Below are 19,232 nucleotides of genomic sequence, written 5' to 3' on the forward strand. Positions count from 1 at the left end.
CCGCCTTGCCGTGCGGGAAGCCGGCCGGTGTTCCCTTGGCCTTCATTGCCTTGCAAAGTTCAAGGAAACCGGCCGTGGGGTTGGGGAAATAGCTGGATGCGGCCGCGTTCATATGGGTGTGGCGGGGGGCCCCGGCCGGGGCGCGCGCCCGCGACCGATCATCTCAAGAGCATCGGCGTGGACTCTCAAACCACGCCGGTGCCTCCAGCCGTCGACCAGGCGACGTTGATGCTGACGGCCTTTTTCTACGATCATCGCGACGACACCGAAGCCTCGCCGGCCGGCATGATCGACCGGCTCTGCGCGCCTTACCGTGAGGTGCACCTGTGAGCACGGCCCGCACATCATCTGAGCGCCGCACGCTCGCGGTGGAAATCCGCGCAAGGGGTCGCAGGCTGGAAGGCTATGCGGCCACCTTCAACAACCAGGCTGATATCGGCGGGCGCTTTGTCGAGACGATTGCGCCTGGCGCGTTCGCGGCCTCGCTGCGCGCCAAGGGCGATATCCTCGCACTGGTCGACCACGATCTTGGCCGCGTGCTCGCCCGCACCCGTTCCGGCACGCTCAGGCTTGCCGAGGATGCGCGCGGGCTGGCCTTCGACCTCGACGTGCCCGATACCAGCGCCGGCCGCGATGTGCTGGCGCTTGCCGAGCGCGGAGACCTGGGCGGCATGTCTTTCGGCTTCACCGCTTTCGATGAGCATCGCGACGGCGATCGTCGTGAACTGCGCGGCGTCGAGTTGCACGAAATCTCCGTCGTGCTGGCGTGGCCGGCCTATGACGGCACCGTCATCCAGGCGCGTTCGCTCGAAACCGCAGCGCCTTTCCGCCGCTATGCCGAGCGCGCGCTGAAGCTTCTGGAGCTTTCCCGATGAGCTGGCTTTCCCGCATCCTTGGCCGCGAGCAGCGCGCCGACACGATCACGCCGAGCGATCCTTACCTTGCCGAATGGTTCGGCATGAATGGCACGATCGGCGCTTACGTCGATCCGCAGCGCGCCAGCGGGCTTGCCACTGCCGGCGCCTGCATCGCGCTGGTATCGCAGTCGCTCGCTTCCGTGCCGCTGAACCTCTATCGCCGTTCAGCCAATGGCGGGCGCGAACGGGCAACCGATCATCCGCTGTATACGGTGCTGCACGATGCGCCGAACGGCGTCATGACGGCATTCGAGGCGCGCGAAATGCTGATCGCGAGCCTTCTGGTTTCCGGCAACGCCTATGCAGCGCTCGAATGGAACGGGCGCGGGCAGGTGATCGGCCTGACGCCGCTCGATCCCGGCACGGTCGCCGTCGAGCGGCTGGAAAGCGGCCGGCTGCGCTATCGCGTCACCAACCGGGCGGGTGGCATCCGCGTCTATCTGCAAGATGAGATGCTGCATCTGCGCCACCGGCTTGCCCGCGACGGCGTGATGGGGCTTTCGCCGATCCAGCTTGCGCGCGAGACGTTCAACTTGGCGCTGACGCAGCAGGAGACGGCGGCGGGGCTGGCGGCGAAGGGCAATCGGCCTTCTGGTGCGCTGGTGTTTCCGAACGCGATCGGCGGCGAGAAAAAGGAAAGCGCGCTGAGTGCGCTGGCGGCCAAGATCAATGCGAACACCGCCACGTCGAATGTGCTGGTGCTCGATGCGGGCGCTGAATGGAAATCCTTTTCCATGACGGCAAAGGACGCTGAGTTCCTCGAAAGCCGGAAGCTGACCAATCTCGACATCTGCAGGATCTGGGGCGTTCCGCCTACGGTCGTCGGGATCCTCGACCATGGCACCTATTCCAACGTCGAGATGGAAAGCCGTGCACTTGTCGTGCGTTGCCTGGCGCCGATGGCGCGCCGTGTCGAGCAGGCCATGAATATGGCGCTGCTTCCTGCCGGGAGCCGCCAGACGCTGTTTGTCGAGCACGATCTTGCCGGCCTGCTGCGCGGCGACATGAAGGCGCGTTACGAAGGCTATCGCATCGGCCGCGAATGGGGTTGGCTCAGCTCGAACGAAATCCGCGGCTGGGAGAACATGCCGGAGATCGAAGGCGGCAACGAATATCTGTCGCCGCTCAACATGACGACGGCCGCCGAACGCAACACCGGCACGGGCACGGGGGAAGCGGAATGATCACGGCCGGCGACCTCGACCAGCGGATCATGGTGCGGCGTTCCGTGGAAATCGGCCGTAATGAGTTCGGTGAGCCGATCTATGAGGTTGTGGAGTTAGCAACCGTATGGGCAAGCCGCATCGACGTTTCCGACGCTGAGAAATATGCGGCGGGCGCGATCGGCAACGTGCTGCTGTCGCGCTTCGTTGTCCGCTCAACGTCGGTCACGCGGGGGATCAAGCATAGCGATACGCTCGACCACGACGACGCGGAATGGAACATCGACGGCATCAAGAAAACGCGCGACGGTCGCAACCGCTTCCTCGAAATCACGGCGAAGACGGGAGGCTGACATGTCCGGCAAGCTGCTGCCCGCGTATACGACCCCGGAAGAGCTAGCCACGCACCTTGGCGTTTCCGAGCGGACGCTGCGCGAGACTGCCCGCGCGATCGGGGCTTGCCGAGAGTTCGGTAAACGCATGATCCTGACGGAAAGCGATGTGGTCGAACTGATGGAGGCGACCCGCCCATGCCCCTCAAGCTCTACAAGCGCCCAGGCGGCGAAATCTGGCACTACCGGGGAACGATCGCCGGAAGGCGGGTACGCGGCTCTACAGAGACTTCGGACAAAGCAAGAGCGCAACGCATCGCGTCTGAAAGGGAACAGCGCGAATGGACGCGTCATCTCGATGGACCGGGCGCGACGCTAACGTTTGCTGATGCCGCCATTGCCTATCGCGAGGCCGGCAAGCCAACGAGATTTCTAGAAGCGGTAGAAGATCACTGGAAAGATACGTTGGTCAGAGACATCAACCAGGCCGCAGTGCACAAGGCCGCCAGAAAGCTTTTCCCGAACGCAGGGCCGGCGACGCGAAATCGGCAAGCGATCGTGCCGACACAAGCCGTCATCAACTACTGCGCGGAGCAGGAATGGTGTTCTCGGCTTCGCGTGAGGCGGTTCAAGGTCGACGCCAAGATCAAACAGCCGGCGACCGAAGAATGGGTGAAGGCCTTTGCGGCTAATGCCTCGCCGCATCTCGGCGCTCTATGCCTGTTCATGTTCGCTACCGGTGCCCGGATCGGCGAGGCGGTAGCCTTGTCGTGGGGTGATGTCGATTTCGCTGCGAGAACCGCGTTGATCCGGCAGACGAAGGTCAACGACGAGCGCCTAGCGCATATGCCAGCGCCTGTCGTCGCGGCGCTGGCCAATATTCCATCGAACCGCAACCCAGATGACCTGGTGTTCAAATACGTCAATCGCGAGAGCGTCCGGCAAGTATGGGATGCGGCTGTCAAGCGCGCGAAGATCAAGAGCCTGTCGCCACATTCATGCAGGCACGGTTTCGCGACCACACTCCTGCATCGCGGCGTTGATGTGAAGACAGTAGCGAAGCTTGGTGGCTGGAAGGACGTGGCGACGCTGGTGAAGACCTACGCACACGCCATGGGAGATCGGACGGTCACAGACGTGCTTTTTGGCACAAAACTGACACAAGATGAAAACGGTAAAGCTGTAAGTGGCTGAAAAGAAAGGAAAATATAGTGCCTAGCATCAACCCTCGGTGGGGAGGGGTGGCCCACGGACGGCGATAAGACTTCAGCTTCCCGGCGTCAAGAGCAAAGTTTTTGTCGCTTGCGGGATATGATTTTGCGGTCACCGAAACGGTCGACGGAAAACGGAAACGGCAGGCCTTTAGCCTGCCGTTTCCGTTGAGTTCGACGATGCGGCTACCACAAGTCGTAGCGGAAGCCGACCTTAACCTGATGATAGTCGAGACCTTTGTGGATGTTGAACTGGCCGTCGTCGTAAGCGACATACTTGCCGCCAGGTATCCCAAAATACTCGTAGCCGACGTCCAGGGAGACGTTCTTGCTAACCTGATAGGCGAAACCCGCGCCTAGCGAGTATGCGAAATTGAACTTCGACTGTGAATCGTTCTGGCCATCATACCCGGCTGGATCATCGCAGAAGAAACCGCCAGCGCCGTTGGAATTCGCGGCAACCTCCCTGCAGTCCCTCTTGCCGACGGACTTTGTATATCGCGTGTAGGCAAGGCCCAGTCCACCGCCGATGTAAGGGGTCAGCCCGACATAAGTTCCGAGATCGACATAGGCGTTGGCCATGACGGTGTAGGCCTTGTTCGACCCGAAATTGCCGACATCGCAATCCTGGACGGCGGAAACGGGCTGAACGACAATCGGATTTGTTCCGACAATGACATTGGTGTGGCCGCGGCACCCGTTTGCAACGAGCACCGTATCGCTGAATTTGTTGCTCGGCAGGATGCCGAAATTCAACTCCGCTCTTAGGTAGTCGTTGACATGGTAGCCGGCGCCGATGCTGCCGGTGAACTCGCTCGACTTGTAGTCGTAGTTCGAGAGGGGGCTAAAATCCTCCTGCTTCTTGAAGGGATGTGAAAATGCATAGCCAATGTCGCCACGCAGGTACCATCCGGAACCCACTTCGACCGGCTGATATTCCGGCGCCTGATCGACATAGATCGGCGGGTCATAGTCTGCCGCCAACACGACTTGCGGTAGAAGCACGGCAGCTGCCAACGCCAGCGTAATACGCAATTTGACTTGCATGAACTCAGCTCCCAAGCCCGCACCGGTCGCTGCAAGCGATCACGGCCCCATCTGAGAGCATTGTTAACTATAGTGGTTAAGTCAGCGTTAAGGATAACGAACCGTTACCCGTCTGATTTTGTTGAACTGGAAGTTAAGCCGAGCTTTGTCTGGATCAGCGTTCGGTCAGCTTCAGCTCGATGCGCCGGTTCTTGGAGCGCGCGTCGTCAGTATCTGTTCCATCAAGCGGTTGGTATTCGCCGAAACCCGCGGCAACCAACCGGTTGGCAGGCACGCCGTTGGCGATCAGGAACTTGACCACGGACGTCGCGCGCGCTGAGGACAGTTCCCAATTGTCCTTGAAGCGGCCGGCCCCCGAAAGCGGGCGGTTGTCGGTGTGTCCGTCCACCCGAAGCACCCAGTTGATCTCCGGCGGAATTTCCTTCTGCAGCTCGATGATTGCGTCGGCCAGCTTCTTCATCTCGATCTTGCCGGCATCGTTGATCTCTTCCGATCCGACCGGGAAAAGCACTTCGGACTGGAACACGAAACGGTCGCCGACGATGCGGATATTCTCGCGATCGGACAAAATCTCGCGCAGCCGACCGAAGAAATCCGAACGGTAGCGGTTCAATTCCTGTACGCGCTGGGCAAGCGCAACGTTCAGGCGGCGTCCGAGGTCGGCGATCTTGGTGTTGGACTCGCGGTCGCGTGCTTCGGACGCGTTCAGCGCGTCTTCCAGAGCTGCGATCTGCTTGCGCAACGCCGAGATCTGCTGGTTCAGCAACTCGACCTGGCTCAAAGCACGCTGGCTGACCTGGCGCTCGGAGTCGAGTTCTCCCTCCAATTGGTTGGCGCGCTGGTTGGCGGCATTGCCCGCGCCGGAACCGGCGTCGAGCAGTTGCTGCAGACGGCTCTTTTCCGCTTCCGCGGCCGAGAGTGAGGCTTGCAGGTTTGCGAGGGAATCCTGCACATCCTGATTGTTGCTCTTTTCGAGAGCCAGGAGCTGCGTCAATTCGTTGATTTGTGCGTTGAGGCGGTTGAGCACCACATCCTTCCCGGAGATCTCGCGACTGAGCAGGAATTGCGCCAGCACGAATACGGAAAGCAGGAACATGATGGCGAGCAGCAGCGTCGAAAGCGCGTCGACGAAGCCTGGCCAATAGTCGATGTGGCGATAGCTGCGGCGCCCCCTTGCGAGCGCCATTAGTTGGGCTCCCGGCTCTTCAGCGCTTCGGCGATCTTGTCCAGCGTGGCGCGCATGGCCTTTTGTTCGTCGGACTGCGCTTCCACCCAATCACGCATGATCTGCTGTTCGGAGCGCATGTTCTTGACCAGGCCGGAGATGCCGTCGGCCAGGTTGGCCATCGCCGTGGCGACGCGCGGATTGGAGCCTTCGCTGTCGCCCAGATGGCGCAGCCGCTCTGAAAGAGCGCGCAATTCGTCGGAAGATTCCGAACGCGATGCGTCAGTCGTGACGGTCTCCGAGGATAGGTCTGTCACGGTCGAGAGCCAATTCTCCAATTCCGTGTAAAAACGGTTCTGCGCGCGCCCTGCCTGCAGGTCGAGGAAGCCGAGGACGAGCGAGCCCGAGAGACCGAACAGCGAGGACGAGAAAGCCGTGCCCATGCCGGAGAGCGGAGCCGACAGGCCCTGCTTCAGCGCATCAAGCACCGCGGCGGCGTCGCCGGAGCCCGGATCGAGCGACTGGATCGTGTCGCTGATAGAGCCGATCGTGTGCAGAAGACCCCAGAACGTACCGAGCAAGCCGAGGAAGACCAGCAATCCAACGAGGTAGCGCGATGTGTCGCGGCTCTCGTCGAGGCGCGTGCCGATGGAATCCAGCATGGTGCGCATGGCGCTGGTCGAAAAGGCGAGCGAGGACGAACGCCCGATCATCGCCTTCATCGGGGCGAGCAAAACAGGCTCGGTGGTTTCGGAGCCTGCTCTGAACGAATTCACCCAGCGCACCTCCCGAAACAACCGGCCGACCTGCACGAAGGCAAGCAGGATGCCGACCACGAGCACGCCAACGATCAGTCCGTTGAGGCCGGGATTGGTTACGAAGGCCGTCTGGATCTGGCGGGAAAGGACAATCGCGATGAACGCGACGATGGCCAGGAACACCACCATCGTCAGCACGAAAACCTGCGGGCTGGAAAGCTTGTGCGGGTCGTAGCTCAGCACATCCGAAGCCCGGCCCGTTGTGAAGGATTTCAGAAAGGTCATTCCGGCCCCGTTTGCGATCTCGTCGCCGAATAGGATTGCGGCGACTCTAAACGGAAATGTGACGAAATTGGAAGGCGTAGCAAACGCCTTGTCAAAGCCGATTGATGACCAGGCTGTCGAGCATGGCCGCGAAATGCAAGCCTGCGCCGGTAACGACGAAGCCGTGCCAGAGCGCGTTGTGGAAGCGCAAACCCTTCCAGACGAAGAAGATGACACCCAGGGAATAGACGATGCCGCCGGCGAGCAGAAGGCCGATGGCCGTTGGCGGCAGTGTTCCAACCAGCGGTTCGACCAGAACTATCCCGCTCCAGCCGATGGCGAGATAGAAGACGATGGCAAGGCGGTCGAAGCGGCCCGGCAGGAAGACCTTGATGGCGATGCCGGCAACCGCAGTCGTCCAGATCAGGCCGAGCATCCATCGCGCAAGGGCGGCGTCGCTGAGTTGAGCGAGAAAGGGCGTATAGGTCGCAGCAATCAACAAATAGATCGCGGCGTGGTCGAAGCGGCGCAGCAGCCACTTGACGCGTGATGTCACCGGCCAGAGATTGTAGGCCATCGACACGGAAAGAACCGTGAGCAGCGCCACGACGTAGAACACCGCAGCCACGTATTCGCCCGGCCCGGCGTGGAAGGCGGCCAATGTGAGCATCGCCGAGCCCGCGGCAATCGCCAGCACGATACCGACCGCGTGTACGATGCCGTCGGCGATCATTTCAGCGCGCGAATAGTGCCATCGCCCGACAAAGGGAATATCGATAGCCGCCTCGGTCCGGCCTTCGCTCATGGTCTCACCTGCATTCACCTTATCTGGGCAGTCGCAGGCGAGTATTTCAAGCTTGTGTAACGGTTTCGTGGCTGCGGCATAGTTCACACATCGGCCGAAAATCGTAATCGATTTTGATCGGTACGACGCGTGGATAATTCAAGTTTCTCGGTGCGCACAAACGGCGCGCGACGCGTGCTAGCGCGCAGCGATCGGCTTTTTTAGCGTTGCGAGAAGTGCACGATGGATCGCCTCATTGCCGGCAACAATGCTGCCGCTTTCCAGCATGCCCTGACCACCGTCCGGATCGGACACGTAGCCGCCTGCTTCGCGCACCATCAGGATCCCCGCGGCGATATCCCAGGCCGACAACCTGTCTTCCCAGTAACCGTCCATGCGGCCAGCGGCAACATAGGCAAGATCGAGTGCAGCGGAGCCAAGCCGGCGGATACCGGACACTTCGGCCATGACATTGCGCAGCTCGATCAGGAAGTTGCCGTGATGCCCGCGGCCGAGATGCGGCACGCCGCAGCCAATCACCGTATCGGAAAGCTTGTTGCGTGCTGCGACGCGCAGTCGGCGGTCGTTCATGAAGGCGCCGCCGCCACGTTCGGCGGTATAAAGTTCGTCCATTGCCGGATTGTAGATGACGCCGGCGACAATCTGGCCCTGCCGTTCCAATGCGATCGAAACGGAGAAGATCGGAATGCCGTGCAGGAAATTGGTGGTGCCGTCCAGCGGATCGACGATCCAGCGATGCTGATCGTCGTCGCCGCCGACCTGGCCACGTTCTTCCATGAGGAAGCCGTAGCCTGGCCGCGCCTTGGACAATTCGGCAAAGATTATGTCTTCTGCCTTGCGGTCTGCCTGGCTGACATAGTCGCCAGGCCCCTTCATCGAGACCTGCAGGTTCTGCACTTCACCAAAATCGCGCGACAGGGAACGACCCGCCTTCATCGCGGCCTGGACCATGACATTGAGAAGGGCAGAACGCGCCATGCTGGACAATCCTCGGTACAGCGGGCCAGCTGGTTCTGGCCGGCCTCGGTGCAGCGGGCCAGTTGGGTGCTGGCCGAGCCTCGATACAGTGGGCCGGCGAAGCCGCCGGCCCGGGAAATCAATCCGCGCGGCGGACGTAGGTGATTTCGTTGGTGTCGACGATGATGCGCTCGCCAGACGAGATGAAGGGCGGCACCAGCACGCGGATGCCGTTCTCCAGCACTGCCGGCTTGTAGGACGATGCGGCCGTCTGGCCTTTCACGACCGGGTCGGCCTCGGTGATCGTCAGCGTGACCTGGTCGGGCAGCGCGATGCCGATCGGCTTTTCTTCATAGAGTTCGACGGTCACGGTCATGCCGTCCTGCAGGAAAGCGGCGCGATCGCCGACAAAGTCCTTTTGCAGTTCGAGCTGTTCGTAGCTTTCGGTGTCCATGAACACCAGCGCATCGCCCTGCTCGTAGAGGAAGGAGAAGTCCTTCTGCTCCAGGCGTACCTTCTCCACGGTTTCGGCGGCACGGAAACGCTCATTGAGCTTTGTGCCGTTGATGAGGTTCTTCAGTTCGACCTGGTTGTAGGCGCCACCCTTGCCTGGCTTCACCGCGTTGGTCTTCACCGCCACCCAGAGGCCGCCGTCATGTTCGATGACGTTGCCGGGACGGATTTCGTTGCCGTTGATCTTGGCCATGATTGATTGATCCGGAAAAGAGGTTCGCCGAGAGGCGATTTCGGCGCCTCCAAGACCATAATTTGCCGAAAGAGGCAAGAGAGGCGGCAAAATGCCTGCCGCTCGAACTGCGCTCAGCGGAGCCTGTTGGCCTTCTGCAATGCCTGTTTCGTCTGCTCGTCGTCCAAGCCCTGCATGAAATCGTCCATCTCCGGGTCGCTCAATCCGGCACGGCGGGCGACGATGAACCAGGCGGCTGCCGTGACCAGATCCGGATCGACGCCGATGCCGCCTTCGTAGAGCTTCGCCAGCCGATTTTGGGCCGCGACGTTGCCGCCGTCAGCGGCGCGCTTCATCCAGCTGAAGCCCGACTTCAGGTCACGCGGGCCGCCGCGCCCCTCGATCAGCCATTGGCCGAGATCGAGCTGGGCGGTATCGTAATTCTGCCTGGCGGCGAGAACCAGAAATCGTCTCGCCTCCTTGTCATCCTGTTTTTTTCCACCCGCGCCATTGGCGTAGACTTGCGCCATGGCGTATTGCGCATCGGCAAGCCCGGCCTCGGCTGCCTTCTCATAATAGGGCACTGCCCGCGCCAAACCGGCGTCGCCGGAGTCCCGCTGAACAAGGAGCTGGGCGAGGTTGAATTGCGCCAGCGCATTGCCCGCTTCCGCGGCCGCCTGCAGCAAGACCTGGGCTTTCTTTTCGTCTTTCTTGACTTGACGTCCGTCAAGCAGGATAAGCGCGTATTGGAATTGCGCTTCCGCAACGCCTCTCTCAGCGGCGCGCTGGTACCATTTCGCGGCTTCACCGGCGTTTGCCGGCATTCCAAGCCCGCGCGCCAGGATTTCCGCCACCAGGGTCTGGGCCGCTGCATCGCCATTGTTGGCGCGTTCAAGCGCAAGATTGTAGGCGGTCTTGTAGAGACCGCGCTGATAGGCGCCATAGGCCGCATCCGGCGGCCTGTTGCCGAAACGGGCCGGATTGATGGCCGTCGCCGGTTCTGCCGTCGTCGCAGGTTGCGGCAGGGGATTGGCGATCGGGCGATCCCCCTTTTTTGCCGCCGCCGCCGAACCGGGCTGCGGCACCGGCTGCGGCAATTGGGGTAGCGAGGACGATGCCGGCGCGGCTGGTGTTGTCGTTTCCGGAGACTTGGCCGCTTTCGCTGCCGGTTGATTTGGCTGACCTGCCGGCACTTCCGACGTAGCCGGTTTTGGTTCGCCGACGCCCGAGGCCGTAGGCCCTGCGACCGGTGCAGGGGTGGCAGGTAGCTCGGGCTTCGCTTCCTGAGCTGCGGAGTTCGCCGGCGATTGTGTCTCGGCAGGGGTGGTTGCCGGCAATCCAGCCTTGCCTGCACCGGCTGGCTTTGCTGCCTGAGGTTCTGCCGTTTCCCGCACCGGCTGCGGATCTTGTTTCTGTGACCCAGCGGTCTCCGCTCTTGCTGCCTGCGGAACAGAAAGGGCGAGCATGCCCGCAAGGATGAAGTGCAGGCGCATCGTCAGCCCTCGAGGCGCGGAGCTGTTTCGTCGAGCAATGTGTTGGCTTTGGCGATCACGGCAGCGGGCTCGGCGCCATCGGCAAAGACAGCGGAGGAAAGGGCGACGAATTCCGCGCCTGTGGCGGCGACAGCTTGCACGGACGCAACATCGGAGCCGGCCATGACGATGCATGGAATTTCGATCATTTCAGCCCACCATTGGCCAAGCGAGAGGTTCCGCGCGTGCGGCTCCGGCTTGGTGTCGTACCCAAAACGGCCGAAGAAGATATAGTCCGGGCGCTCTTCGCCGAGTTCCAGCGCATCGTCGCGTGTCTTGGCGCCGCCGACGCCCACCATCATGCGGTCCTGCAGACGGTCGATGGCGTCCGCAAGTTCGGCCTTGCCGGCTTCGATGTGAAGTCCATCGGCCTTGACCCGCCCCGCGATGCGGCTGTCACCGGCAATCACCACGGCGATGCCGGCAGCTTGCGCCGTGGGAACGATCTTTTCCGCATAGGCCTGGAAACTGACTTCATCCCGGTCGTCCTGGGGCAGGATCAGAGAGGCTATGTCCCCACCGGCAAAAGCGGAGACAACACGCTCGGCGGATGTGCCCGCTGGGGGGATCAACACGATGCGGCAGCGGTCGGGCGGGATGTTTTCGGTCATGGCTGTATCGTTTCCGGTTCCGCCTATGCGAGGCGAAGATGGTTGGATTGCGGCATAGACGAAACCAATATGATTGAACAGGCGCGCATGCGCGCCCGTCAAAGGTCGATCTTGTAGCCCAAATGCGTTTGCTTGAAGCCAAGCCGTTCGTAGAAACGATGGGCGTCGAGACGGCTGCGGTCGGTGGTGAGCTGTACGATCGCGCAGCCGCGCTCGCGGCATTGATCGACGGCCCATTCGATCATTTTTTGACCGAGGCCAGTACCCTGGCGATCCCGGATCACGCGCACGGATTCGATCTGCCCCCTCAGTGCGCCCCTGCGGGAAAGTCCGGCAATGAAAGTCAGCTGCAGCGTACCTACCACGCGATCGGCTTCGGTCATCACAGCCAGGAACTGGTTGGGGTCCGTATCTATTGCCTCGAATGCTTTCAGATAGGCTTCTGCCAGCGGCTCTCGGATATCCTCTCGGCTGCTGCCCAGCTTGTCGTCGGCCAGCATCGCGACGATCACAGCAATATCGGTTCGCTTGGCGCGGCGGAAGGCGATCTCGGCCATGGGCGGATTCTCCGTTTCCCCCGCAATAAGCGGCAGGTGTCGTACCGACAAGCCCCGTCTGACATCCGATCAACGTGTTGGCACGGTGGCTCGGTTTTTCTATTGTAGCTGCGAAAGGCAATCATCATGGCACAGAACATATACGACCGGCCGGAGTTCTTCGCCGGCTACAGCAGTCTCGTTCGCTCCAAGGAGGGCTTGGCCGGAGCGCCCGAATGGCCGAGTTTGCGGGCAATGTTGCCTGGCGTCAGAGGCCGTCGCGTTGTCGACCTTGGCTGCGGCTTCGGCTGGTTTTGCCGTTGGGCTCACGAGCAAGGTGCTGCGAGCGTGCTGGGACTGGATGTGTCTCAAAAGATGCTCGAACGCGCCGTCGAGGCTTCGGATCCCGCAATCGAGTATCGGCGGGCGGACCTGGAAGAACTGCATCTTCCTGCAGTTGCCTATGAAATCGCCTATTCGTCTCTGGCTCTGCACTACGTCCAGGATGTCGCAAGGCTTTTTTCGATCGTATACGAAGCTTTGGCCCCCGGCGGGGCATTTGTGTTCTCGACCGAGCATCCCGTTTTGATGGCGCCGCCCAATCCTGGCTGGATGATCGACGCTGACGGAAAAAAGACATGGCCTCTCGACCGCTATTTCATCGAAGGGCAGCGTACCACGGATTGGCTCTCGAAAGGCGTCGTCAAGTATCATCGCACCATCGGAACGACCCTGAACGCGTTGATCGGCGCGGGTTTTACACTGGCCCATGTCGAAGAGTTCTGCCCGACCGCCGAGCAGATCGCGGCCAGACCTGAACTCGTGGAGGAACTGGAGCGACCGATGTTCCTGCTGGTGTCCGCCAACAAGTGATCGCGCCTCCAGGCGAATACCGACCCTTGGAATACGGGTTCAAGCGCTCCAAGAAATGCGCTAGTACAACGTCGCTTCCTCAACCGCTCCCCCGGCATGTCAGCTCTGCTCATCGATCCCTGGTTCTACGCCGTTGCCGTGCCCGCGGTGATATTAGTGGGGCTCACCAAGGGGGGCGTCGGGGGCTTCGGCCTGATCGGCGTGCCGTTGATGGCGCTGGCGATATCACCGGTGCAGGCAGCGGCGATCCTGCTGCCAATCCTGGTGGTGATGGATATCGTCTCGCTATGGACCTGGCGTGGCCAGGACGACAGGAAAACGCTCGTCGACATGCTGCCGGGCGCGCTTGTCGGCATCGGTATAGGCTGGGCAACGGCGGCCTTCGTCACTGCGGACGTGGTGCGCTTCATTGTCGGTGCCGTGACCATCGCCTTCGTCGGGCGCTGGCTCTACGTCACCTACAGGCATGGCCTTAGTCATGTTTCGAAGCCGAACAGGCCTTTGGCGGCATTCTGGGGCACGATTGCCGGTTTCACCAGTTTCGTCGCCCATGTCGGCGGGCCGCCATTCCAGGTCTATACGATGCCGCTTCGCATGGACCCGAAGGTGTTGACGGCAACAGGCGTGGTGTTCTTCGCCATCGTCAACGCCATCAAGCTCGTTCCCTATTTCGCTCTTGGCCAGTTCGACGCCGCTAATTTGACTGCCTCGGCTGTGCTGATGCCATTTGCGCCGCTGTCGACCTTGGCGGGTGCCTGGATCGTGCGGCGCATGCGGCCGGAAGTGTTCTATCCTTTCACTTACGCAACGATTGCGCTGGTTGCGGTCAAGCTGTTGTGGGACGGTGTCGTCAGCCTTCTGTAGAGGATGACGATGCTTCCCGGCTGTGCTTAGAAGTGCCGGTAGCGTTTCGGAGGGCTGGATGACGAACCCATATGCACTGGATCTCGACAAGAATCCGGCCAATCACCAGCCGTTGACCCCGCTCTCATTCCTGGAGCGGGCGGCAAAGACCTATCCCGAGCATGTCGCGGTCATCCATGGCAACCAGCGCATCACTTACCGCGACTTTTGGCGTCGTTCGCGGAGGCTGGCATCGGCACTGGCCAAGCAAGGCATCGGCAAGGGCGATACGGTCACGGTGATGCTTTCCAACACGCCGCCGATGCTGGAAGCGCATTTCGGCGTGCCGATGGTCAAGGCAGTGCTGCATTCGCTGAATACCCGCCTCGATGCGGCGGTCGTCGCTTTCCAACTCGACCATGCCGAGACCAAGGTCCTCATCGTCGATCGCGAGTTCTCCGGCGTGATGAAGCAGGCATTGGCACTGGCCAAGGTAAAGCCACTGGTCATCGACTATGACGATCCTGACTATGCAGCCGATGCTCCTTACCCGAAGGGCGAGCGCATCGGCTCGCGCGATTATGAAGAATTCGTCGCAAGCGGCGAGGAGGACTTCGCCTGGTCGATGCCAGACGACGAATGGGACGCGATCTCGCTGAACTACACCTCCGGCACCACCGGCAATCCCAAGGGTGTCGTCTATCATCATCGCGGCGCGGCGCTGATGGCCTATACCAACACCATTCACGCGGGCATGGGCAAACACGCGGTCTATCTCTGGACACTGCCGATGTTCCACTGCAATGGCTGGTGCTTTCCATGGACGCTGGCCGTGCAGGCTGGAACGCATGTCTGCCTGCGCTGGGTGCGGCCGAAGGCGATGTACGATGCGATCGCCGACCACGGCGTCACCCATCTTTGCGGCGCGCCGATCGTCATGGCGACGCTGATCAACGCAAGCGACCAGGACAAGCGCGAGTTTCCGCAGACCGTCACCTTCAACACGGCGGCCGCGCCGCCGCCTGAGGCTGTGCTGTCGGGCATGGCCGATGCGGGTTTCTCCGTCACCCACCTTTATGGACTTACCGAAACCTACGGCCCTGCCGTCGTCAACGAATGGCACGGCGAATGGGACGCGCTGGACAAGGGGACGCGCACGGCCAAGAAGGCGCGCCAGGGCGTGCGCTATGCCGCGCTGGAAGACTTGACGGTGATGGACCCGGCCACGATGGAGAGGACGCCTGCCGATGGCGAGACCATCGGCGAAGTGATGTTCCGCGGCAACATCGTCATGAAGGGCTATCTGAAGAACCCCAAGGCGACGGACGAAGCATTCGCCGGCGGCTGGTTCCATTCCGGCGACCTCGGCGTCATGCATCCGGACGGCTACATCCAACTGAAGGACCGCTCCAAGGACATCATCATTTCCGGCGGCGAGAACATCTCCTCGATCGAAGTGGAGGATGCGCTCTACAAGCACCCGGCGGTGTCATCCTGCGGGGTGGTTGCCCGCGCCGACGACAAATGGGGCGAAGTGCCGGTGGCCTATGTCGAGTTGAAACCGGGAAGAACGGCGACTGAGGCAGAAATAATCGAACACTGCCGGGGCCTCCTTGCGCGGTTCAAGGTGCCCAAAGCTGTCGTCTTCCACGAGATCCCGAAGACCTCGACGGGCAAAATTCAGAAGTTCCGGCTGCGCGAGATGGCCAAGACCGGCTGATGCCTATCCTGGCCTGCCGTGACGGTTCAACCCTTGCGCAGGACAGGCAATGCGATGATGGAAAACAACAACATCGCTGCGAAGAACAGGATCGAACAAATGGCTACCAAAGGCTCGACCGCCGTATTTCCCGCCAGCACGAAATAGAGTCCTACGAGCAGACCGGTACCGCTCAATGCCGTCAGCCAGAAATGGATGGTTGCCAGCCGCGTTTCGCGGGCTGCAGGAAAAAGATGGTAGAAGACGGCGAAGACCGCCGACGTCAACCAACCCGCCACCATCGCGTGGGCATGAACGGGCATTTCGGTATGGTCCTGGCTGATCGCCATGTGCAGGCCCAACGCCATCCCGCAGACAGCGTAGATGATGGCAAGAGCAAAGAAGTTTCGAGATACGCCTTGCATGGATAGTTCCCCCAGTTGTTTCGCCGCGCTTGTTGCGGACGCGGACGTATGAGCAAAACGCGGCCCAGCGGCATTGTCCCGCCTTTCGCGAGCCTACGCGGCCGCCGGTTTGCACCGGAATATTACGCCAGAGCGGTGTAAAATGAGAGTGGGCTTCTTCACACTGCCGCGCGCCGCCAACACACCTCAAGCGGTGTCCTGATACGGCACAACTTGCCTGGCCTTCTTAAAAAAATTCCGAGCCCGTTAAGAGTTCATTAAGCTTTACGGGCGTTTACTATGTGCATCCAGTGATCTGGATTCTTACCGAGTGGTTGGAGCCACTTTGTTTGACGCCTCCCTGTTAAACTCCTGAGAGCCGCCTCATCGCGGCTCTTTTTTTGTCCTCTGACGGGCGCGGTCACGTGAAAAAACGGCGTCGTTAACCGTTTGTTAAACATGTGCTTGCCTTGCAAGAAGTCCCGGCGCATTTTCTTAGCCACTGTCATATAGGCTTGGGAACCGGCGGCATGACGCCGATTCGGCCGGAAGAATGCGAATACGGAACAAGAGATGAGCGAGCCTTCGAAGGAAAGCGCGAACACGATCAAGCTGGCCGAGCGGAGGGTTTTTTCGCAATCGTTCAAACCGCTCTATGACGAAGGCATGGGCCTCGTCGAGCGTACGGCCGAATATCTCGATGGCAAAGGCAGGCTCGAAGCCAAGAAGCTGTCGCGGTTGGGCGCTACGCTTTATGCTGCCGAATCCATGCGTTTGACCACCCGGCTGATGCAAATCGCGTCCTGGCTGCTTTTGCAGCGTGCGGCGAACTCCGGCGAAATGACACGCGATCAGGTCGCCTCCGAAAAATCCAAGGTCCGGTTGGACACGGCCTCCGCCCATAGCGATGCAGCAGGCTGGAATGAACTGCCGGAGGACTTCCTCGATCTCGTCAATCGCTCGTTGCGTCTGCAGTCGTTGGTGCGGCGCATGGACGAGGAAATCTACGGCAACAACATGGTGCTGCCGCAGCCAGCCAATCGCCGTTCCAATCCGGTTTCCGATCAGATTACCTTGCTGAAGACGGCGTTCGGTCGCAGCTAAGACCCAGAGCGTTGCTAAGGCTGTTTCGGTATCGGTCATTCGTTTCTGGTTTGTTCACATTTTACTGGCATCGCTTCGCGTGAAAGGTAGACTTTGCGCATGGGGGAAGCGATTCGCATCATCGGTATCGATCCGGGACTGAGGCGCACCGGCTGGGGCATCGTCGAAAGCCTCGGCAATTCGTTGCGATTCGTCGCGTCGGGTACCGTGCGTTCCGATGACAAGGCGGCGCTGGCGGTGCGGCTATGTCAATTGCATGATGGACTGGCCGACGTGCTGCATCGGTTGATGCCGCAGGAAGCCGCTGTCGAGCAGACCTTCGTCAATAAGGATGCGACCGCTACGTTGAAGCTCGGCCAGGCGCGCGGTATCGCCATGCTGGTGCCGGCCCGAGCCGGCTTGGTGGTGGCGGAATACGCGCCCAACGCCGTCAAGAAGGCCGTGATCGGTGTCGGCCATGGCGACAAGAAGCAGATCCATATGATGGTGAAGGTGTTGTTGCCCAAGGCGGCCTTCGATACGGACGATGCCGCCGATGCGCTGGCGATTGCCATTTGCCATGCCCATCACCGGCAGAGCATCGCTTTTCGCATGGCCGTGGCGTGACGGGGCGAACGAAATGATTGGCAAGCTGAAAGGCACGGTGGATGAAATCGATGAGGATCACTGCCTCATCGATGTGCATGGCGTCGGCTACATTGCCTATTGCTCCTCCCGGACACTCTCGGCCCTGCCGGGGCCTGGCGAGGCTGTGGTGCTGCACATCGAAACCTATGTGCGCGAGGATATGATCCGCCTCTACGGCTTCCAGACCGCGCTGGAGCGCGAATGGTTCCGCCTGCTGATGAACAATGTCCAGGGGGTCGGAGCCAAGGTTGCGCTGGCCGTTCTGTCGACACTCTCGCCCTCCGACCTCGCCAATGCCATCGCCCTGCGCGACATTGCCATGGTGTCGCGGGCTCCGGGCGTCGGGAAGAAAGTGGCCGAGCGCATTGTCACGGAATTGAAGACGAAGGCGCCCGCTTTTGCCGGTGAGGCGACCGGCACGATCGGGCTGAAGCAGGAGCTGGGCGAGGGTGTGGCCGCGGCTCCTATCGCTGATGCTGTTTCCGCGCTCACCAATCTCGGCTATTCGCGCGACATCGCGGCCAACGCCGTGGCTGCAGCGTTGAAGGTTGCCGGCGAAGGCTCCGATTCCGCCAAGCTGATCAGGTTGGGATTGAAGGAGCTCGCGCGGTGACACGCCGCTTGTTCGGGCCCGTTTGCCGTGCGAGGAGAGGGGCATGAATACCGCCCCCCGTCTCATCTCTTCCGAAAAGCGCGGTGAGGATGCCGACCAGACGCTGCGCCCGCAGACCTTGGACGATTTCGTCGGACAGGCCGCAGCGCGCGCGAATCTCAAGGTTTTCATCGAGGCGGCCAAAGGACGGGGCGACGCGCTCGATCATGTTCTTTTCGTCGGTCCACCAGGCTTGGGCAAGACAACGCTGGCGCAGATCATGGCGCGCGAGATGGGCGTCAATTTCCGCTCCACTTCCGGCCCGGTGATTGCCAAGGCCGGCGATCTTGCGGCGCTGCTGACCAATCTGGAAGATCGCGACGTTCTTTTCATCGACGAGATCCACCGGCTCAGTCCGGCAGTGGAAGAGATCCTCTATCCGGCGATGGAGGATTTCCAGCTGGACCTGATCATCGGCGAAGGGCCGGCGGCGCGTTCGGTCAAGATCGATCTTGCCCGGTTCACGCTGGTGGCTGCCACCACAAGGCTCGGTCTCATCACCAACCCTCTGCGCGACCGTTTCGGCATTCCGGTGCGGTTGAATTTCTACACGGTCGAAGAGCTGGAACTGATCGTGCGGCGCGGCGCGCGCATCCTCAGCATGCCGATCGCCGACGATGGTGCCGTGGAGATCGCCCGCCGTGCACGCGGCACGCCGCGTATCGCCGGGCGGTTGCTGCGCCGCGTACGCGACTTTGCGTCCGTTGCTGGCGCCGAGACCGTATCGCGCAGGGTTGCCGACGAGGCGCTGTCCCGGCTGGAGGTGGATGCGCTCGGGCTCGATCAGCTCGACCGGCGCTATCTCTCCATGATCGCGATGAATTTCGGCGGCGGGCCGGTCGGCATCGAAACCATCGCGGCCGGCCTTTCCGAACCGCGAGATGCCATTGAGGACATCATCGAGCCTTATCTGATCCAGCAGGGTTTCATCCAGCGCACCCCGCGCGGGCGCGTGCTGACGGCGAATGCCTGGAAACATCTCGGCCTTGAGGTGCCGCGCGATCTCGCCCAGCAGCAGATCAATCTGTTCCAGGAAGGGGATTGATC

Annotated in this window: 22 protein-coding genes; 12 read left to right on the forward strand and 10 right to left on the reverse strand. The window is 61.2% G+C overall.

Going from position 1 to position 19,232, the window contains the following annotated elements; all coding sequences use genetic code 11:
• Positions 1 to 177 precede the first annotated feature (177 nt).
• From L4923_RS26915 to L4923_RS26935, 5 genes are all read left to right on the forward strand, one after another.
• Complete coding sequence (locus L4923_RS26915) at positions 178 to 330, forward strand: head-tail connector protein (protein ID WP_239370183.1); 153 nt, start codon at positions 178 to 180, stop codon at positions 328 to 330.
• The gene (locus L4923_RS26920; protein ID WP_239370184.1) at positions 327 to 875 is read left to right on the forward strand and encodes an HK97 family phage prohead protease; all 549 of its coding nucleotides are present in this window, start codon (positions 327 to 329) and stop codon (positions 873 to 875) included. Before L4923_RS26915 ends, L4923_RS26920 begins: the two co-directional genes overlap by 4 nt.
• On the forward strand, positions 872 to 2,101 hold the full coding sequence (locus L4923_RS26925) for a phage portal protein (RefSeq protein WP_239370185.1): 1,230 nt from the start codon (positions 872 to 874) through the stop codon (positions 2,099 to 2,101). Before L4923_RS26920 ends, L4923_RS26925 begins: the two co-directional genes overlap by 4 nt.
• Positions 2,098 to 2,433 carry a phage head closure protein gene (locus L4923_RS26930; protein WP_239370186.1) on the forward strand — a complete coding sequence of 112 codons (336 nt, stop codon included), beginning with the start codon at positions 2,098 to 2,100 and terminating at the stop codon, positions 2,431 to 2,433. Before L4923_RS26925 ends, L4923_RS26930 begins: the two co-directional genes overlap by 4 nt.
• Positions 2,434 to 2,610: 177 nt before the next feature.
• The gene (locus L4923_RS26935) at positions 2,611 to 3,606 is read left to right on the forward strand and encodes a tyrosine-type recombinase/integrase (protein WP_239370187.1); all 996 of its coding nucleotides are present in this window, start codon (positions 2,611 to 2,613) and stop codon (positions 3,604 to 3,606) included.
• A gap of 203 nt (positions 3,607 to 3,809) precedes the next feature.
• Here L4923_RS26935 and L4923_RS26940 read toward each other — a convergent pair whose 3' ends face one another.
• The 9 genes from L4923_RS26940 to L4923_RS26980 all read right to left on the reverse strand — a co-directional run bounded on the left by L4923_RS26940 (position 3,810) and on the right by L4923_RS26980 (position 12,004).
• A complete protein-coding gene (locus tag L4923_RS26940; RefSeq protein WP_239370188.1) occupies positions 3,810 to 4,670 on the reverse strand; it encodes an outer membrane protein in 861 nt (286 codons plus the stop codon).
• Positions 4,671 to 4,824: 154 nt separating this feature from the next.
• Entirely contained in the window at positions 4,825 to 5,856 is a 1,032-nt protein-coding gene (locus tag L4923_RS26945) for a peptidoglycan -binding protein (RefSeq protein ID WP_239370189.1), read from the reverse strand.
• Complete coding sequence (locus L4923_RS26950) at positions 5,856 to 6,878, reverse strand: MotA/TolQ/ExbB proton channel family protein (protein ID WP_239370190.1); 1,023 nt, start codon at positions 6,876 to 6,878, stop codon at positions 5,856 to 5,858. The genes L4923_RS26945 and L4923_RS26950 overlap by 1 nt, the downstream gene beginning before the upstream one ends.
• Before the next feature lie 91 nt (positions 6,879 to 6,969).
• The gene (trhA, locus tag L4923_RS26955) at positions 6,970 to 7,662 is read right to left on the reverse strand and encodes a PAQR family membrane homeostasis protein TrhA (RefSeq protein WP_239370191.1); all 693 of its coding nucleotides are present in this window, start codon (positions 7,660 to 7,662) and stop codon (positions 6,970 to 6,972) included.
• Positions 7,663 to 7,839: 177 nt separating this feature from the next.
• Positions 7,840 to 8,640, reverse strand: a complete 801-nt coding sequence (locus L4923_RS26960; RefSeq protein ID WP_239370192.1) for an inositol monophosphatase family protein — start codon at positions 8,638 to 8,640, stop codon at positions 7,840 to 7,842.
• 118 nt (positions 8,641 to 8,758) lie between these two features.
• Positions 8,759 to 9,325 (reverse strand): elongation factor P, encoded by a 567-nt coding sequence (efp, locus tag L4923_RS26965; RefSeq protein WP_239370193.1) that lies wholly within the window; start codon positions 9,323 to 9,325, stop codon positions 8,759 to 8,761.
• A gap of 113 nt (positions 9,326 to 9,438) precedes the next feature.
• Entirely contained in the window at positions 9,439 to 10,497 is a 1,059-nt protein-coding gene (locus tag L4923_RS26970) for a tetratricopeptide repeat protein (protein WP_425531019.1), read from the reverse strand.
• Positions 10,498 to 10,799: 302 nt separating this feature from the next.
• Positions 10,800 to 11,447 (reverse strand): thiamine phosphate synthase, encoded by a 648-nt coding sequence (locus tag L4923_RS26975; RefSeq protein ID WP_239370194.1) that lies wholly within the window; start codon positions 11,445 to 11,447, stop codon positions 10,800 to 10,802.
• A 98-nt stretch (positions 11,448 to 11,545) separates the two neighbouring features.
• Entirely contained in the window at positions 11,546 to 12,004 is a 459-nt protein-coding gene (locus L4923_RS26980; RefSeq protein WP_239370195.1) for a GNAT family N-acetyltransferase, read from the reverse strand.
• Positions 12,005 to 12,130: 126 nt separating this feature from the next.
• Between L4923_RS26980 and L4923_RS26985 the strand changes: the two genes are divergently transcribed.
• From L4923_RS26985 to L4923_RS26995, 3 genes are all read left to right on the forward strand, one after another.
• Positions 12,131 to 12,856 (forward strand): class I SAM-dependent methyltransferase, encoded by a 726-nt coding sequence (locus L4923_RS26985; RefSeq protein WP_239370196.1) that lies wholly within the window; start codon positions 12,131 to 12,133, stop codon positions 12,854 to 12,856.
• Between the two features lie 96 nt (positions 12,857 to 12,952).
• Entirely contained in the window at positions 12,953 to 13,720 is a 768-nt protein-coding gene (locus tag L4923_RS26990) for a sulfite exporter TauE/SafE family protein (protein WP_239370197.1), read from the forward strand.
• Positions 13,721 to 13,778: 58 nt separating this feature from the next.
• Positions 13,779 to 15,419 (forward strand): acyl-CoA synthetase, encoded by a 1,641-nt coding sequence (locus tag L4923_RS26995; protein WP_239370198.1) that lies wholly within the window; start codon positions 13,779 to 13,781, stop codon positions 15,417 to 15,419.
• A gap of 26 nt (positions 15,420 to 15,445) precedes the next feature.
• On the opposite strand, the gene L4923_RS27000 is transcribed toward L4923_RS26995, so the two are convergent.
• Positions 15,446 to 15,823, reverse strand: a complete 378-nt coding sequence (locus L4923_RS27000) for a heme-copper oxidase family protein (protein ID WP_239370199.1) — start codon at positions 15,821 to 15,823, stop codon at positions 15,446 to 15,448.
• A 552-nt stretch (positions 15,824 to 16,375) separates the two neighbouring features.
• Between L4923_RS27000 and rcdA the strand changes: the two genes are divergently transcribed.
• From rcdA to ruvB, 4 genes are all read left to right on the forward strand, one after another.
• Positions 16,376 to 16,906 carry a protease adaptor protein RcdA gene (rcdA, locus tag L4923_RS27005; RefSeq protein WP_239370200.1) on the forward strand — a complete coding sequence of 177 codons (531 nt, stop codon included), beginning with the start codon at positions 16,376 to 16,378 and terminating at the stop codon, positions 16,904 to 16,906.
• A gap of 99 nt (positions 16,907 to 17,005) precedes the next feature.
• A complete protein-coding gene (ruvC, locus tag L4923_RS27010; RefSeq protein WP_239370201.1) occupies positions 17,006 to 17,512 on the forward strand; it encodes a crossover junction endodeoxyribonuclease RuvC in 507 nt (168 codons plus the stop codon).
• 13 nt (positions 17,513 to 17,525) lie between these two features.
• Positions 17,526 to 18,146 (forward strand): Holliday junction branch migration protein RuvA, encoded by a 621-nt coding sequence (ruvA, locus tag L4923_RS27015; protein WP_239370202.1) that lies wholly within the window; start codon positions 17,526 to 17,528, stop codon positions 18,144 to 18,146.
• Between the two features lie 43 nt (positions 18,147 to 18,189).
• Positions 18,190 to 19,230, forward strand: coding sequence for a Holliday junction branch migration DNA helicase RuvB (gene ruvB / locus L4923_RS27020; RefSeq protein ID WP_239370203.1), 1,041 nt, complete (start codon positions 18,190 to 18,192; stop codon positions 19,228 to 19,230).
• Positions 19,231 to 19,232: the final 2 nt, after the last annotated feature.

This window comes from Terribium retamae, from assembly GCF_022347545.1.
GTDB classification, from domain to species: Bacteria; Pseudomonadota; Alphaproteobacteria; order Rhizobiales; family Rhizobiaceae; genus Mesorhizobium; species Mesorhizobium retamae.